General features: G+C 72.0%; 14 protein-coding genes. 10 read left to right on the forward strand and 4 right to left on the reverse strand.

Annotated features, from left to right (window positions below; translation table 11 throughout):
• The first annotated feature begins 328 nt into the window (after positions 1-328).
• The 3 genes from DQW06_RS10485 to DQW06_RS10495 all read left to right on the forward strand — a co-directional run bounded on the left by DQW06_RS10485 (position 329) and on the right by DQW06_RS10495 (position 3,320).
• Positions 329-676 carry a helix-turn-helix transcriptional regulator gene (locus DQW06_RS10485; RefSeq protein ID WP_013154360.1) on the forward strand — a complete coding sequence of 116 codons (348 nt, stop codon included), beginning with the start codon at positions 329-331 and terminating at the stop codon, positions 674-676.
• A complete protein-coding gene (locus DQW06_RS10490) occupies positions 673-1,146 on the forward strand; it encodes an SRPBCC family protein (RefSeq protein ID WP_013154359.1) in 474 nt (157 codons plus the stop codon). The genes DQW06_RS10485 and DQW06_RS10490 overlap by 4 nt, the downstream gene beginning before the upstream one ends.
• Positions 1,147-1,235: 89 nt before the next feature.
• Positions 1,236-3,320: an ATP-dependent DNA helicase gene (locus tag DQW06_RS10495; protein ID WP_071622521.1), complete on the forward strand. Its 2,085-nt coding sequence runs from the start codon at positions 1,236-1,238 to the stop codon at positions 3,318-3,320.
• A gap of 36 nt (positions 3,321-3,356) precedes the next feature.
• Here DQW06_RS10495 and DQW06_RS10500 read toward each other — a convergent pair whose 3' ends face one another.
• Together DQW06_RS10500 and DQW06_RS10505 are read right to left on the reverse strand one after the other, a co-directional pair.
• Complete coding sequence (locus DQW06_RS10500; protein ID WP_013154357.1) at positions 3,357-3,884, reverse strand: DUF6315 family protein; 528 nt, start codon at positions 3,882-3,884, stop codon at positions 3,357-3,359.
• Positions 3,885-4,067: 183 nt separating this feature from the next.
• Positions 4,068-4,415, reverse strand: a complete 348-nt coding sequence (locus tag DQW06_RS10505) for a hypothetical protein (protein ID WP_013154356.1) — start codon at positions 4,413-4,415, stop codon at positions 4,068-4,070.
• A gap of 227 nt (positions 4,416-4,642) precedes the next feature.
• On the opposite strand from DQW06_RS10505, the gene DQW06_RS10510 reads away from it, so the two are divergent.
• The gene (locus DQW06_RS10510; RefSeq protein ID WP_013154355.1) at positions 4,643-6,160 is read left to right on the forward strand and encodes a hypothetical protein; all 1,518 of its coding nucleotides are present in this window, start codon (positions 4,643-4,645) and stop codon (positions 6,158-6,160) included.
• Positions 6,161-6,320: 160 nt separating this feature from the next.
• On the opposite strand, the gene DQW06_RS10515 is transcribed toward DQW06_RS10510, so the two are convergent.
• Positions 6,321-7,106: a glutamate racemase gene (locus DQW06_RS10515; RefSeq protein WP_013154354.1), complete on the reverse strand. Its 786-nt coding sequence runs from the start codon at positions 7,104-7,106 to the stop codon at positions 6,321-6,323.
• Positions 7,107-7,359: 253 nt separating this feature from the next.
• On the opposite strand from DQW06_RS10515, the gene DQW06_RS10520 reads away from it, so the two are divergent.
• From DQW06_RS10520 to DQW06_RS10540, 5 genes are all read left to right on the forward strand, one after another.
• The gene (locus DQW06_RS10520) at positions 7,360-8,805 is read left to right on the forward strand and encodes an FAD-binding protein (RefSeq protein ID WP_013154353.1); all 1,446 of its coding nucleotides are present in this window, start codon (positions 7,360-7,362) and stop codon (positions 8,803-8,805) included.
• 68 nt (positions 8,806-8,873) lie between these two features.
• Positions 8,874-10,160: a cyclopropane-fatty-acyl-phospholipid synthase family protein gene (locus DQW06_RS10525; RefSeq protein ID WP_071622520.1), complete on the forward strand. Its 1,287-nt coding sequence runs from the start codon at positions 8,874-8,876 to the stop codon at positions 10,158-10,160.
• A 240-nt stretch (positions 10,161-10,400) separates the two neighbouring features.
• Entirely contained in the window at positions 10,401-10,886 is a 486-nt protein-coding gene (locus DQW06_RS10530) for a hypothetical protein (RefSeq protein WP_013154351.1), read from the forward strand.
• 194 nt (positions 10,887-11,080) lie between these two features.
• Complete coding sequence (locus DQW06_RS10535; RefSeq protein WP_013154350.1) at positions 11,081-12,364, forward strand: sugar ABC transporter substrate-binding protein; 1,284 nt, start codon at positions 11,081-11,083, stop codon at positions 12,362-12,364.
• Between the two features lie 112 nt (positions 12,365-12,476).
• Positions 12,477-13,382: a carbohydrate ABC transporter permease gene (locus DQW06_RS10540; protein ID WP_049800380.1), complete on the forward strand. Its 906-nt coding sequence runs from the start codon at positions 12,477-12,479 to the stop codon at positions 13,380-13,382.
• Between the two features lie 23 nt (positions 13,383-13,405).
• On the opposite strand, the gene DQW06_RS10545 is transcribed toward DQW06_RS10540, so the two are convergent.
• On the reverse strand, positions 13,406-13,705 hold the full coding sequence (locus tag DQW06_RS10545; RefSeq protein ID WP_013154348.1) for a hypothetical protein: 300 nt from the start codon (positions 13,703-13,705) through the stop codon (positions 13,406-13,408).
• A gap of 163 nt (positions 13,706-13,868) precedes the next feature.
• On the opposite strand from DQW06_RS10545, the gene DQW06_RS10550 reads away from it, so the two are divergent.
• Positions 13,869-14,768, forward strand: a complete 900-nt coding sequence (locus tag DQW06_RS10550) for a carbohydrate ABC transporter permease (RefSeq protein ID WP_013154347.1) — start codon at positions 13,869-13,871, stop codon at positions 14,766-14,768.
• Positions 14,769-14,780 lie beyond the last annotated feature (12 nt).

A 14,780-nucleotide genomic window follows, 5' to 3' on the forward strand; every position in this document is an offset into this window, starting at 1 on the left:
GGAGGTCTGGGGTTCGAATCCCCATAGCTCCACGGACGAAGGGCGACCCTGCTCGCGCGTGAACGCGCTCGCCGGGTCGCCCTTGGTGCTTTCCGGGGGGAGGCCCCCGAACCCCCCCGGGGTGCCCCCCTGTGGTCGGGGCCGTGGTGGTCGGCGGGGTGGGCGGGGCGCTCTCCCGTGACGTGATGCTTCGCCTCTGGGCCCCTGCGACCGGGGGCGCGGTCGGCCTTCTTCTGTTTGATCGAAGTGGTTCCTCACCCTTGACTCGTAGTGTGCTGTGGCTCATAATCAACGTATTGGTTGATTAACAGGAAAGTTGAATACGCAGATGGCGACCGACCCGTTGAGTCTCACGTTCGCCGCACTGGCCGACCCGACCCGTCGGGCGCTGCTGGCGAGGCTCGCCGAGGGCGAGGCCACCGTCAACGAGCTGGCGGAACCGTTTCCCATCAGCCTTCAAGCGGTCTCCCGACACCTGAAGGTGCTGGAGCGGGCGGGTCTGGTCAGCCGGGGCCGCGACGCGCAGTGGCGCCCCTGCCGACTGGAGACCGCCCCCCTGGAGGAGGCGACGGGGTGGATCGAGCGCTACCACCGCCAGTGGGAGGACCGCTTCGACCGGCTCGACGCGGAGATCCGCCGGATCCAGCAGGCACAGACCACAGGAGGACAGTCATGAGCGACCTCACGGTGATCGCCGAGCCCGGACGGCACGACATCGTCGTCACGCGCAGCTTCGACGCGCCCCGCGACGTGGTGTTCAGGGCCATGACCGATGCCGAGCACCTCGCCCGCTGGTGGGGGCTCAAGGAGAACGAGACCGTCATCGACCACGCGGACCTGCGCCGGGGCGGTTCCTGGAGGTTCGTCGAGCGCGCCCCCGACGGCCAGGAGTACGCCTTCCACGGCGTGGTCCACGACGTCGTCGCGCCCGAGCGCTTCGTGCAGACCTTCGAGTTCGAGGGCATGCCCGGGCACGTGTGCCTGGAGACCACCACCCTGGAGGAGGGGGACGGCCGCACCCTCTACACGTCGACCACGGTGTTCCAGAGCGTCGAGGACCGCGACGGCATGGTCGAGTCCGGCATGGAGTACGGCCTGAAGCAGTCCATGGACGCCCTGGACGAGCTGCTGGCCACGATGGGCTGAAGCGCCTCCGGGCAGGATCGGCCGGGCCCCGGCCGATCCTGCCTGTGGACAACGTCCGCCCTGTCCTCCACGGCCGGTACTGTCGATCCGTGGCAGATCTCCCCGACGTTCCCACCCTGCTCGACGCGGCCGTCGCCGCCCTGGGCGGCAGCCGCCGCGAGGGCCAGGCGACCATGGCCGGTGCCGTGGCCGAGGCGGTCGACAAGCGCGAACACCTGGTGGTCCAGGCCGGTACCGGCACCGGAAAGTCCCTGGCCTACCTGGTGCCCGCGATCAGACACGCCATGGCCAAGGAGAGCACGGTGGTGGTCTCCACCGCCACCATCGCCCTGCAGAACCAGCTCATCGAGCGCGACCTGCCGCGCCTGGCCAAGGCCCTCACGCCGATGCTGCCCCGCGAGCCCACGTTCGCCGTGCTCAAGGGCCGCCGCAACTACCTGTGCCGCAACCGGCTCCAGACCGCTGGCGAGGAGGCCGAGGACACCGAGCTGTTCGACCCGCGCCAGCTCTCCTCGCTGGGCCGGCAGGTGGCACGCCTGCACGAGTGGGCCGAGGACACCGTCACCGGCGACCGCGACGAACTCGTGCCCGGCGTCAGCGACCTGGCCTGGCGCCAGGTGTCGGTGGCCGCCAACGAGTGCATGGGCGCCCGCATCTGCCCCTTCGGCCAGGAGTGCTTCGCCGAGTTCGCCCGCGAGGCCACCCAGGGCGTGGACGTGGTGGTCACCAACCACGCCATGCTCTCCATCGACATGTCGCAGGGCTACCACATCCTGCCCGAGCACAACACGATCATGATCGACGAGGCGCACGAACTCGTCGACCGCGCCACCTCCGTGGCCACCGGCGTCCTGGGCGAGCGCACCGTCAACGCCGCGGCCAAGCGCGCCGCCCGCCTGGTCGAACCCGGGATCAGCGAACGCCTGACCGAGTGCGCCGACGGCCTCGCCCTGATGTTCACCGAGTCGCCCGACGGACGCCTGGACCACATCGACGACGCCCTGGCCAACGCGGTCGCCGCCACCCGCGACGCCGCCTCGGCCTGCGTCACCGCCATCGGCCCCTCACCCGGGGAGCTGGACCCGGACGGCGCCAGCGACCGCCGCCTGGCCCTGGCCGCGCTCGGCGAGGTGCACGACACCGCCGTGCGCGTCCTGGAGTCCTTCGAACCCGCCCTGCGCGACCGCACCGAGGTCGTCTGGCTGACCAAGACCCCCGGACGCCAACCCGCGCTCCACGTCGCCCCGCTCGGCGTGGGCGGACTGCTGCGCGAGAAGCTCTTCGGCGACCGCACCGTGGTGCTGACCTCCGCCACCCTCACCCTGGGCGGCTCCTTCGCCTCGCTGGCCAACCAGTGGGGCCTGGGCCGCGAGGTGGCCCAGGAGGCCGCCGAGCGCGCCGCCGCGGGCCGCGGCCCGGAACCGGCCGAACCCCGGGACGAGGACGGTCCCGACGACGAGGACGGCCCGCACCGCGCGGCCGGGGAGCCCCGCTGGCGCGCGCTGGACGTCGGCTCGCCCTTCGAGCACGCCCGCAGGGGCATCCTCTACGTGGCCACCCACCTGCCGCCGCCCGGCCGCGACGGCCTCGCGCCCGCCTACCTGGACGAGATCAGCGAACTCATCGAGGCCGCCGACGGCCGCGCGCTGGGCCTGTTCTCCTCCATGCGCGCCGCCCAGCAGGCCGCAGAGGAACTCCGCGAGCGCCTGGACCAGCCGATCCTGTGCCAGGGGGAGGACTCCACCGGGCAGCTGGTGCGCCGCTTCGCCGAGGAGGAGCGGTCCTGCCTGTTCGGCACCCTGTCGCTGTGGCAGGGCGTGGACGTGCCCGGACCCTCGCTGTCCCTGGTGATCGTGGACCGCATCCCCTTCCCCCGGCCCGACGACCCGCTGGCCTCCGCGCGCCAGCGCGCGGTCGCCGCGCACGGGGGCAACGGCTTCCTGTCGGTGGCCGCCACCCATGCCGCCCTGCTGCTCGCCCAGGGCACCGGGCGCCTGCTGCGCTCCACCGAGGACCGGGGGGTCATCGCCGTCCTGGACCCGCGCCTGGCCACGGCCCGCTACGGCGGCTTCCTGCGCGCCTCCCTGCCGCCCTACTGGGGGACCACCGATCCGGCGGTGGCCAGGTCCGCGCTGCGCCGCCTCGCGGGCCAGCCCGAACCCGCCGCCGGGTAGGGCGCCGGGGCCGGACCGCGCGAGCGCGGTCCGGCCTCAGCCGCGCGTGCGGTAGCCGAACAGCCGGACCGCGTACGCGGGGGACCCGTCGTCCTCCGCCTCCTGGATGAACCAGCGGTCGTCGTGTTCGCCCACCAGGAGTTCGTTCCACATCATGTCGATGAGCTTGAGCCGGGAGACCACGGACGCCTCGGGGTCCAGCACGATCGAGTAGGCGCGGTCGGTCAGCCGCTGGGTCACCATGCCCACGGACTGGCCGTCCCAGATCGCCGGGACGGGGGCGTGCCCGACCTCGACCCCGCACAGCCGCAGCTGCTCCACCTCCTCGTCGAGGGCCTCGGCCGCCAGGGCGCCGTCCAACCGCAGGGCGTCCTCCAGTTCGTCGCGGTCCTCGTCGGCGCGCATGTAGGCGTGGTAGGTGCGGTAGCCGCAGGTGCGGCACTTGCGCCAGACGACGCAGCGGGCCAGTCCGTAGGCGGACTGCGCCTCGCCCACACTCTGGTAGTCGCTCACCTCGCGAATCGTGCCGCAGTCGCAGCACAGGGCCGTGAGATCCTGCTTCATCAGAGTCCCCCCTCCGAGGCGAGTATGCGACGGATGAAGCCCGTTAGGGAACCCGTTCGGCGAGGAAGTCACGGCAAGGACTCGTCATCAATGCCCAAAATGACCCGGTCGCGGGTTTCGGACCATCCCCAACAGCGTGTCGGTGTGGCGAGTCTTACGCTCGCCCGGTACGCCCGCGCACCCTCACTCGTCCAGTGACAGGCCGCGCTTGTTGCGTGCGCTCCAGTCGCGCATCCGCTGCGGGTAGCCGACGATCTGCACGTCGTAGGCCGGGACCGCCAGGTCCCTGGCCACCTTGCGGATCACGTCGGGCGAACCGCACCGGCGGCGGATCCACTCGCCGTCCGTCGCGACCGCGACCGCCGTGGCCCGCGTGGCGAAGGTCTCCGGTTCGACGAAGAACTCCACACCCACCCGGCTCTTGGCGAACTCGATCAGCGCCTTGATGTCCGAATCCTCGGATTCCCGGTCGAAACGGGCCTTGCCCTTGCGGTTGGCCTTGCGGAGTCCGAAACGGTCTCGCCATCCCATCGGCGCTCATGTCCCCTTGGTGCGGCTCGGTGCGGCTCGGCGCGGCTGGATGCTCGGGACCTCGCGAAGGCCCCCGCCGGGCGCCACGGCCCCCGAGTCTAGCGGTCCGGGACGGCCCCGACAGGACGCCTATCCCCGTACTCCGCGGCTTTGCGCGTTTTCCGGACAGCCCTGTCACCGCGCTGCTACGTTCTGTTCTCACGTGGTGCTTACAGGGGGTGCAGACCATGCCGATGTGGACGTGGGCGGGGGAGACCGCACGACGACTCCGGGCGGCCGGGCAGACGGAGCTGGCCGAGGCGGTCGCGAGCCTGCCCGTGCTCTGCGAGGCCGGGGACCCGGTACGTGTGGAGGCCGTGGCCCGCTCGGCGCTGCGCACCGCGCGCCGACTGGTCGCCGAGGCGGGCGCGACCGAGGCCGCGGTCCCGGGGGTCTTCGGCCCGCCGACCCTGTTCTTCCTGGCGCACTGGCCCCTGGCCGTGCGCGTGGGGGCCCTGGCCGAGGGCGGGCGCGCGCTCGCCCAGGTGAGCGCGGCGGCCGACGACGAACCCGAGCCCCTGGTCCACGGCCCGCTGCCGGTGTCCCTGCTGGAGACCCTGGTGCGCTGCCACGCCAACATCGACGCCCGCGGCACCACCGGACAGCGCCGCGAACTGCTCTCCACCCGGCGCCTGGCCGGTTGGGAGCGCACCCCCGCCTGGCCCTCCTTCACCCTCGCCCGGGTGAACCTGCTCATCGACGAGGACATGGCCGACCGGGCCGAGAACGAGCTGCGGCGCTACGAGCACACCGCCACCGGCCCGGCCATGCTCGGTGCCGACGGGGTGTTCACCCTCGTCAGAGCCCTGCGCCACCAGGACGAGCACGCCCAGGCGCTGGAGGTGCTGGACCGTATGGAGGCGGAGCTGGTCCTGGACGAGGCCAACCCGCGCCGGGCCGCCCTGCACCGGCGCATCCGCTTCGAGCGCGCGCGGCTGCTGTCCTGGCTGGTCCGCCTGGGCCACTGCCCGCCCCAGGAGGCCATCGTCCCCCTGCCCACCGTGGAGGAGGCCGAGGCGTACCCGAGTCTGCGGCCCGCGTGGGTGGAGGCGGTGGAGAACCTGGTGTGCCAGGGCGCGGTGCGCAACGACTGGCGGCTGGGAGTGCGGGTGACCACCTGGTCGCGCTACTTCGAGCGGGTGGGGGCGCCGCGCCGCGGAGCCGAGCTCGCCCTGTCCGCCGCCCGCCTGGCCTCGGTCCGCGGCGCCCGCTGGGTGGCCACCTGCTCCGCACAGAGGGCGGAGCGGCTCATCGGGGAGCTGGGGAGCACCGAGGAGATCCTGGGCGACCTGGCCGAGGCGCGCGCCATGATCGCGATGATGCCCCCGGTCCGGCCGCTGGCCCCGGCCGAGGACGTGCTGGACTTCCTGCGGGCGCAGCCCGTGGAGGAGGTCGACCCCGAGCAGCAGGCCGAACAGGTCAACGCCGCCCTGGAGAGGATGCCGCACGACACCCCGCTGCTGACCGCGCTCGGCCAGGTCGGCCGGACCCTGATGCTCTCGGACGCGGCCACCGAGCCCCAGTGGCGCCACGTGCGCGAGCAGCCGGGGGACCAACGCGCGGCGCTGTCCCTGCTGGAGACCCTTCTGCACGACAACGACACCGTCGGGGTGCGCACCCTCGTGAGCACCCTCGCCGCCGGCGCGCTGGACGGTCCGGTGCGGGCCGGCGCCCCAGGGCAGGGGACCCTGGCGCCCCACCCCTGACGGGTGGGTCGCGGACGCCCCGACAGGGAACGCCGGCCCGGTCGCGGCGCTCAGCCCGTCGGCGGGGGGAGCATCCTCACGCGGTCGCGATGCCCGGCCCGTCAGCACGAGGGCGCTCTCGGACGGTCACGGCCTCCGGCCCGTCAGCGGGGGAGCGCCTTCACACGGTCGCCGCGCCCACCCCGGACGCCAGGGAGCGCCCCGCGGGGTAGGACAGCGCGGCGGCGGGCAGCCGGGAGGGACGGCCGCTGGCCAGCACGCGTACCCTGCCCGGCGCGGTGCCCACGGGCCTCTCGCCGATCCGGCGCAGGGCCTGCGCGGCCACCGCCCCGGCGGCGGTGAACAGCTCCGCCCGCCCGCCCAGGGCCGCGGAGATCTGCGCGCCCACCAGGTCGTAGTGCGTGCACCCGAGCACCACGCCGTGCACGTCGCCGGGGGTCAGCTCGGCGGCGTAGGCCACCGCGTCGTCGATCAGCCGCGGGTCGGCCGACTCCACCGCCTCGGCCAGCCCCGCGCAGGCCACCGCGGTCACCTCCACGCCGCGGGCGAAGGTCTCGACGAGCTGCCGTTGGTAGCCGCTGCGCGTGGTCGCGGCGGTGGACCACACCGCGATCGGCCCTCCGGCCGCCGCCGCGGGCTTGATGGCGGGAACCGTCCCGATCACCGGGACGTCCGGCTCGAACTCGGCGCGCAGTTCGGCCAGCCCGTGCACCGACGCGGTGTTGCACGGCACCACCACGGCGTCCAGCGCCGCGTCCCCGGCGGCCTCCTGGGCGGCCCGGGCCCCGGCCAGGGCGCGCGCGACGATCTCGTCCGGGGTACGCGGACCCCAGGGCATGTGGTCCGGGTCCATCGACAGGAACAGGTCGGCGTCCGGCCGTGCCACACGCAGGGCCGCCGCGGTCGAGAGCATGCCGATACCGGAGTCAACGAGAGCGATACGCACGAATCCCGATCCTACGACCACCTCCGCACCGCACCGGCGGGGCACCGCCCGGCGGCGTCGGATCCGCCCGCGGCACCCGTGTCCCGGACGCGACCGCAGGCAGGACGACTAGGGGCAAGACACGGAACAAATGGGGTGGCACAAAGCCGTTACCGGTAGGTAGAACTGAGTGGATCGGCCGTCCCAGCCGCCCGGCGGCCATGGCCGATCCGGCACGCGAGTGCGTGTCGCCGACACCGGAACGGGAACTGGGATGACTCCTCAACAGCAGGGCACGGGCAGCGCCACCTCCACGCGGACGGGGCTCGCCGAGCACATAGCGGCGGTCCACAAGCTGCGCCGCGACTACCGGGCCCTGCCCAAGGAGGCACCGGTGCGCCTGGCCAAGCCCACATCCAACCTCTTCCGGTTCCGCGAGCCCACCGGCGCCCCGGCCCTGGACGTGTCCGCCTTCACCGGCGTCATCTCCGTCGACCCCGTGGAACGCCTCGCCGACGTCGGCGGCATGACCACCTACGAGGACCTCGTCGCCGCCACCCTGCCGCACGGCCTCATGCCGACGGTCGTCCCCCAGCTGCGCACCATCACCCTCGGCGGCGCCGTCACCGGCATGGGCATCGAGTCCTCCTCCTTCCGCAGCGGCCTGCCGCACGAGGCCGTCCGGGAGATGGAGATCCTCACCGGAGGCGGCGACGTGGTCACCGCCACCAGGGACAACGAGTACAGCGACCTCTTCCACGGCTTCCCCAACTCCTACGGGACCCTGGGCTACAGCCTGCGCCTGCGCGTCGAACTCGAACCGGTCTCCCCGTACGTGCACCTGCGCCACGTGCGCTTCCACAAGGCCGCCGAGGCCATGGACGCCCTCGCCCTGGTCTGCGCCGACCGCGAGTACGAGGGCCAGCCGGTCGACTTCGTGGACGGGGTCGCCTTCGGCCCCGACGAGCTGTACCTGACCCTGGCCCGCTTCACCGACGAGGCCCCCTGGACCAGCGACTACACCGGCCAGGAGGTCTACTACCGGTCCATCCAGCACTACGCGGGCAGCGGCCCCGGCGACTACCTCACCATCGCCGACTACCTGTGGCGCTGGGACACGGACTGGTTCTGGTGCTCCCGGGCCTTCGGCACCCAGCACCCGCTGGTGCGCGCACTGTGGCCGCGCTCCCTCAAGCGCTCCGACGTCTACCGCAGGCTGGTCGCCTGGGACCGGCGCACCGACTTCTCCCGCCTCCTCAACCACTACCGGGGGCGGCGGCCCAAGGAGCCCCTCATCCAGGACATCGAGGTGGGCGTCGAACGCGGCGCCGAGTTCCTCGACACCTACCACGCCGAGATCGGCATGACCCCCGTGTGGATGTGCCCCCTCCGGCTCCGCGAGCCCCGCCGCCCCGGCCAGGGCGGGGGCGAGCACGTGTGGCCGCTCTACCCGCTCGACCACGACCGCCTCTACGTGAACTTCGGCTTCTGGGGCCTGGTCGACATGAAGCCGGGGCAGCGCCGGGCCCACCACAACCGCCTGGTGGAGGAGACGGTCGCCGAGCTGGGCGGTCACAAGTCCCTGTACTCGGACTCCTTCTACGAGGAGGAGGAGTTCTGGCGCCTGTACAACGGCACCGCCTACGCCGGGCTCAAGGAGGCCTACGACCCCGAGGGCCGGCTGCTCGACCTGTACGCCAAGTGCGTACGCAACCGCTGACGGCACGAGACCACGGGACGCGACCCGAGGGGACGTCACCGCGTCCGGTATGAGGGAAGGACAGAGCAATGCGGCTCGCTGAGATCTTCGAACGCGTCGTCGGACCCGACGCGCCCATCCGGTTCACCGCCTACGACGGCAGCAGCTCGGGGGACCCCGGCAGCGACGTGGCCCTGCACGTGCGGACCCCGGTCGCGGTGAACTACCTGGCGCAGTCCCCCAACGCCGTCGGCCTGGCCCGGGCCTACGTCTCAGGCCACCTGGTGCTGGAGGGGGACATGTACACCGCCCTCAGACGCATGGCGGACTTCGTCTTCGCCGACGGGTTCGGGGTCTCGGTGCGCGACGCGGTCGAGATCGCGCGGTCGGTGGGCTGGGTCAAGTTCGTCAACCGGGTCGCCCCGCCGCCGCAGGAGATGCGCCAGGGCCGCCTCAGCGGACTGGGCTGGCGCCACTCCAAGCAGCGCGACGCCGAGGTCATCCACCACCACTACGACGTCTCCAACGCCTTCTACGAGATGGTCCTGGGTCCGTCGATGACCTACACCTGCGCCGTCTTCGACGACGAGGACGGGGCCCGGGACCGGGTCGGCCGCTTCGACGGAGCCCTGGAGAGCGCCCAGTTCCGCAAGTACGAACTCATCTCGCGCAAGCTCGGCCTGGAGCCGGGCATGCGCCTGCTCGACGTGGGCTGCGGCTGGGGCGGCATGGTCATGCACGCCGCCCGCGAGCACGGGGTCCGTGCGCTCGGCGTCACCCTGTCCAAGGAGCAGGCCGAGTGGGCGGCCAAGAGGATCGCCCAGGAGGGACTGTCCGGGCTGGCCGAGGTCCGCCACATGGACTACCGCGACGTCCCGGACGGCAGCTACGACCGGATCAGCTCCATCGGCCTGACCGAGCACGTGGGGGCGGACAACCTGGCCTCCTACTTCGCCTCGCTCAACGACAAGCTCGTGCCCGGGGGACGCCTGCTCAACCACTGCATCACCCGGCCGCGCAACGACCTGCCGTCCCTGAACCGCAGGGGCGTCATCAACCGCTACGTCTTCCCCGACGGGGAGCTGGAGGGCCCCGGCCGGATCCAGACCGCCATGAACGACGCCGGGTTCGAGATCCGCCACCAGGAGAACCTGCGCGAGCACTACGCCCTGACCCTGCGGCACTGGGGCGCCAACCTGGACCGCAACTGGGACGAGGCGGTCGCCGAGGTCGGCGCGGGCACCGCCCGGGTCTGGCGGCTCTACATGGCCGGGTGCGTGCTCGGCTTCGAACGCGACGTGGTGCAGCTGCACCAGATCCTGGGCGTCAAGCTGGACGGCACCGAGGCGCACGTGCCGCTGCGCCCCTGGTTCTGACCTGCCGCCCCACCCGCCGCCGCGGACCACCGCACGGGGCGCCGCCCGCACGGGCGCGTCGAAGGTCCTCCCCCCTCCTTGTTCGCCGGGGGAGGACCTTCGGCCTGTCAGGGGTCGGCCGGGTCCGCTTCGCGGCATTATGGACCCGGGGCGTGTCCGGCGGACGCACACCCCGCCGCGAGACCGGCGGGACCCAGCCCGGCACACCCCGGCCGCACACCCACCAGAAGGGACCACGACGTGTCCTCATCCTCCGACGGCAGCACCGACGGGACCACGCCCGCGCCCGACGCGCCCGACCACGTCAAGCGGACCGCGATCGACCTGATCGAGGCCTACGCCGACCGCAACCGGCAGGAGCTCGACGAGGTCGTCCCGCGCGCCGCCGACGACGTCGAGGCCGTCACGTCCGAGCTCAAGGTCATCGCCGCCTTCCTCGGCCGCCGCGTGCAGCAGACCGGCGTGGTGTGGAAGCCCGCCGACTCCCGCGAGGCCGTCGCCCGCATGGTCGCCGAGATGCTCCCGCCCGAGCTGGAGTTCGCCGTCTCCACCGCGTGGGAGGCCCACTCGGTCGGTGAGGAGGAGGCCGCGGAGCGCTTCACCCGGGGCGACCCCATGGTCTACGTGCACATGCTCGCCGCCTTCGGCGCGGCCATCGGCCTGGCCGTGTACAAGCGCGCCGAACTCCTGTCCACCCTGCGCCAGGTCACCGGACTGTCCGAGTAAGGGCGCACAGCAAGGGACAAACGGGACGAAAGGGACTCGTGCGACACGCCGTACCGGCCGCGACACTCCGGATATGTCCAGCCTCCTAACGGCTCAGACACAAAAGGTAGTGGTTTACTTCACTCGACGCGGTTCTTTACGTAGGTTTCCTACCAACCCTGAGGGGACCCTCGAAAGGAACGGGAGGCGTGCCGATGGCCCGCAGAAGAACCCACAAGTACGTTCCGCTCCCCGCCGCCGCCGCGGCGCTGGTCCTGGCCGCGACGGCGTGCGGGAGCGGAGGAGGCGGGGCCTCCGGCTCCGACGGCCTCCTGGTCTGGATCATGCAGGGCACCAACCCCGACGAGACGGGGTTCTTCGAGGCGGCCAACGCCGCGTTCACCGAGGAGACCGGCATCGAGGTGGACGTCGAGTTCGTGCCGTGGCAGGACGCCCAGAACAAGATCTCCACCGCCATCGCGGGCGGCACCATGCCCGACGTCGCCGAGCTCGGCAACACCTTCACCCCCGGTTTCGCCGACGCCGGAGCCCTGCACGACCTGTCCGGCTACGACATCGACACCTCCCAGTACATCCCCGGCCTGATGGAGATGGGCCAGCTCGACGACGGTGTCTACGGCGTGCCCTGGTACGCCTCCATCCGCTCCGTCGTCTACCGCACCGACGTCTTCGAGGAGCACGGCCTGGAGGTCCCCGAGAACTGGGAGGAGCTGCGCGAGACCGCCCTGGCCCTGTCCGAGGCCGAGGAGGACATGATCGCCTTCCCCGTGCCCGGAGACGCCCAGTACTCGGTCATGCCGTGGATCTGGGGCGGCGGCGGGGAGATCGCGGTCGAGCAGCCCGACGGCACCTGGGTCTCGGAGATCGACAGCGAGGAGGCCCGTGCCGGGATCGGGTTCTTCACCGGCCTGGCCCTGGAGGACAACACCTCCACCACCGGCGCCGTCAACTGGAACGAGATCGCCGTCATGGAGGCCGTCGCGGAGGAGGAGGCCGCCATGGCCATCCTCGGCAGCGCCAACCCCAAGGCCATCCTGGAGGCCAACCCCGACCTGGAGGGCAGGCTGGGCTCCTTCACCCTGCCCGGCCAGGACGGCGGGTACATGCCCTCCTTCGCGGGCGGCTCGCTGCTGTCGGTCTTCGAGGGCACCGGCCAGGAGGAGGCCGCCTGGCAGTACGTCCAGCACCTGACCGGCGAGGAGTTCGGCATGCGCTGGTCCGAGGAGACCGGCTTCTTCCCGGGCGTGGTCGACCGGGTCGACACCTTCTCCTCCTCCGCCGACCCCATCCTGGAGCCCTTCGCCGTCCAGCTCAACGAGGCCAGCCGGGGCGTGCCCGTCACCCCCGCCTGGACCCAGGTCGAGGCCGAGAAGGTCCTGGTCGGCATGCAGCAGGACATCCTCAACGGCGAGGCCACCGTGGACGAGGCCACCGAGAACGCGGCCGACGAGATCGAGCGCATCCTCAACGGGGGGTAGACACGTGCGAACACCGGTCGGGTTGGGCACCGCCGACAGCGAGCCGGGGCCCAAGGTCCGCAGCTCCGCCGAGCCGTCCTCGCGACGGCCCAGGCCGCGGCGGGCGCCGCTCCTGGGCCACCGCGGCCGCAGGGCGCTCCTGCCCTGGGTGCTGCTCGCCCCCGCGCTGACGGTCATCGGACTGCTGCTGTTGCTCCCGCTCGCCCGGATCGTGTGGCTGTCCTTCCGCGAGTACCAGCTGCGCAACCTCGTCTCGGGCGAGTCCGACTTCGTCGGGCTCGCCAACTACGCCGCCCTGCTCACCGACCCCTACCTGTGGCGGGTCGCCCTGCTCAACACGGTGGTCTTCGCCGTGGTCGCGGTGGTCACCACCATCGTCGTGGGCACGCTGGTGGCGCTGCTGCTGGCCACGCTGCGCCCGGTGCCCCGGATCATCGTGGTCTCCTGCATCATGGTCGCCTGGGCCATGCCCGCGGTCAGCGGAACCTACGTGTGGATCTGGATCTTCGACGTCGACAGCGGCGTCGTCTCCCAGGCCCTGGCCTCCCTGGGCCTGCTGGAGCCCTCCGGGCACAACTGGTTCGCCGACCGGCTGTTCTTCTACGCCATCGTCACGCTCAACGTGGTGCACGGGGGCTTCCCGTTCGTGGCGGTCACGGTCCTGGCCGGACTGCTCACGGTCCCCGCCGAACTGCACGAGGCGGCCCGCATCGACGGCGCGGGCGCCTGGAAGCGCTTCTGGCACGTCACCTTCCCGGTGCTGCGCCCGGTGTTCGCCGTGGTCACCGTGCTCTCCACCATCTGGGACTTCAAGGTGTTCGCGCAGATCTACCTCATGCCCGGCGGCGACGTGGGCGGCTCGGAGATGCTCAACCTCGGCGTGTGGTCCTACGTGCGCTCCTTCGGCCACAACGACTACGGCCTGGGCTCGGCCATCGCCGTGCTGCTCACCCTGCTGCTCCTGGTGATCACCGTGTTCTACCTGCGCGCGCTCTTCCGAGAGGACGAGCTCCGATGAGCGCGTCGGCCCCCGCCGCCCGCTCAGCGGGCGGGACCGTGGAGCCCCGCCACGAGCTTGTCGCGCACGCGGCGCCAGTCGACCGAGGCCAGCGAGCGCCGGTCCAGGTCCTCGCGCACCGCTCCCATGGTCCGCAGGTCGTACTCGCCCAGCGGACGCCCGTCGTCGTTGTCGCGGTTGACCAGGTTCTCGACGTAGGCGTGCAGCAGCCGTCCGCTGGGGTCGCGCAGGGCGTGCCGGACGGCGCGGTCCCGGAAGCGCGCGTCGTGGGGGATCCAGCTGATGACGACCTCGGTGGGGGAGGGTCCGGCAGAATCGCGCACGGTGCTACGCCACCGTCTCCGGCGACCCTGTCGACACGGCCATCACTCCCCCTCCGCCGGGGTGCGAAGGACGTCCCGCCCCGGACAGTGCAGGAGTCTAACGGCCCCGTCCGAGCCCGGAACAACCGGATTCGGCCCGGTCACCGCTGAGGAAGGAACGCCCGTGGTCACGCGCACAGAGGCACCCGCCGCCGGCCCCGACTGGGAGGGCCGCGTCCGCGACGCCCGCCGCAGGGGCGAGGTCCGCAGGACGGGACGGTTCCTGGCCAAGTCCGTCGGGGTGGCCGTCCTGCTGCTGTTCACGCTCTTCCCCGTCTACTTCATGCTCATCAGCGCGTTCTCGGACCGGGCCACCTCGGGGGCCGGGGCGCTGCTGCCCACCGGGCTGTCCCTGGACAACTTCGTCTACGTGCTCACCGAGGCCAGGTTCGGCCAGTACATGCTCAACTCGCTCACGGTCGCCTGCATCACCGTGGCCGGAGCGTGCGTACTGTCGCTGCTGGCCGCCGTGGCGGTGGCCCGCTTCCGGTTCCGCTTCCGCACCGCGGTGCTGGTGATGGTCCTCATCGTGCAGATGGTGCCGCTGGAGGCGCTGGTCATCCCGCTCTTCCTCCAGGTGCGCGACCTCCAGCTGCTCAACACCATGCTCGGCCTGGGCGTGGTCTACGTGGCGCTGTCCCTGCCGCTGGCGGTGTGGATGATGCGCGGCTTCGTGGCCGCGGTGCCCGTGGAGGTGGAGGAGGCCGCCTACATCGACGGGGCCTCCTGGGGCCAGATGTTCTGGCGGGTGCTGTTCCCGCTGGTGGCGCCCGGCCTGGTGGCCACGGCCATCTTCTCGTTCATCGTGGCGTGGAACGAGTTCGTGCTGGCGCTGACCTTCATGACCCAGAGCGAGAACTACACGGTGGCGGTCGGCCTGCGCCAGTTCTTCGGCCAGTACGCCAACGACTGGGGGCACGTGATGGCCGCCTCCACGCTCATCACCATCCCGGTCATGGTCTTCTTCGTCCTCGTGCAGCGCTTCCTGGTCTCCGGGCTCGTCCAGGGGGCCGTCAAGGGATGAGGGCGGGCCGGC

Origin of the sequence: Nocardiopsis sp. TNDT3 (genome assembly GCF_003427465.1) — a bacterium.
In the GTDB taxonomy this organism is placed as follows: domain Bacteria; phylum Actinomycetota; class Actinomycetes; order Streptosporangiales; family Streptosporangiaceae; genus Nocardiopsis; species Nocardiopsis dassonvillei.

Bases quoted from the DNA above. Each gene is read 5' to 3' on its own strand.
- DQW06_RS10510 (WP_013154355.1), top strand. From the start codon at position 4,643: ATGCCGATGTGGACGTGGGCGGGGGAGACCGCACGACGACTCCGGGCG.
- DQW06_RS10525 (WP_071622520.1), top strand. From the start codon at position 8,874: ATGCGGCTCGCTGAGATCTTCGAACGCGTCGTCGGACCCGACGCGCCC.
- DQW06_RS10500 (WP_013154357.1), bottom strand. From the start codon at position 3,884: ATGAAGCAGGATCTCACGGCCCTGTGCTGCGACTGCGGCACGATTCGC.
- DQW06_RS10505 (WP_013154356.1), bottom strand. From the start codon at position 4,415: ATGGGATGGCGAGACCGTTTCGGACTCCGCAAGGCCAACCGCAAGGGC.
- DQW06_RS10535 (WP_013154350.1), top strand. From the start codon at position 11,081: ATGGCCCGCAGAAGAACCCACAAGTACGTTCCGCTCCCCGCCGCCGCC.
- DQW06_RS10490 (WP_013154359.1), top strand. From the start codon at position 673: ATGAGCGACCTCACGGTGATCGCCGAGCCCGGACGGCACGACATCGTC.
- DQW06_RS10520 (WP_013154353.1), top strand. From the start codon at position 7,360: ATGACTCCTCAACAGCAGGGCACGGGCAGCGCCACCTCCACGCGGACG.
- DQW06_RS10485 (WP_013154360.1), top strand. From the start codon at position 329: ATGGCGACCGACCCGTTGAGTCTCACGTTCGCCGCACTGGCCGACCCG.